The 519-nt window shown below is 38.5% G+C and carries 1 pseudogene; it reads left to right on the top strand.

Going from position 1 to position 519, the window contains the following annotated elements:
* A pseudogene (locus CP370_RS09210) lies at nt 1–179 on the top strand (amino acid ABC transporter ATP-binding protein); the annotation flags it as partial.
* Between the last annotated feature and the right edge of the window lie 340 nt (nt 180–519).

The raw sequence follows: 519 nt of genomic DNA, 5'->3' as shown, positions 1-519 counted from the left end.
AAGAAGGTATGACGATGATTGTGGTGACTCACGAAATGGGCTTTGCTAAGCAGGTTGCTGATCGTGTGGTATTCTTCGCAGATGGTTATATTCGCGAAGAAGGTGCACCAAAAGAAATTTTTGATCATCCACAAGATCCACGTACACGTGATTTCTTAGATAAAGTTTTGAATGTATAAATAAGAGAGCGAGACAAAAGTCGTTTTGAAGCCGGTGTGTAACGTAGTTTTCGTCATTTTTGGCCGAAGCAAAGCGAAGGACAGAAATGTCGTAAATTGCGTTACATTGAGGCTTCAGACTTTTGGAACGCGTTTATGCTGTCAAACTAACATGCGTTTAATTAATATCTTTTAGCACAAAAATTAGAGGCTGAGACAACATCCGTCCCAGCTTCTTTCTTTTTTAAGGTTATCACCGAAGTTTCAGTCACTTTTTTGTCAAAAATCCAGCATTCCGGAAACGCTTACAAAAAATGGCGGTTTGTGAATTAATAATTGTTATTTCGTTCACATAATGTGC

The sequence above is a fragment of the Lactobacillus sp. UMNPBX19 genome (assembly GCF_002553805.1).
Classification (GTDB): domain Bacteria; phylum Bacillota; class Bacilli; order Lactobacillales; family Lactobacillaceae; genus Lactobacillus.
Note: the sequence above shows the minus strand (reverse complement) of the source record. Positions and strands in the feature narration are given on the sequence as shown.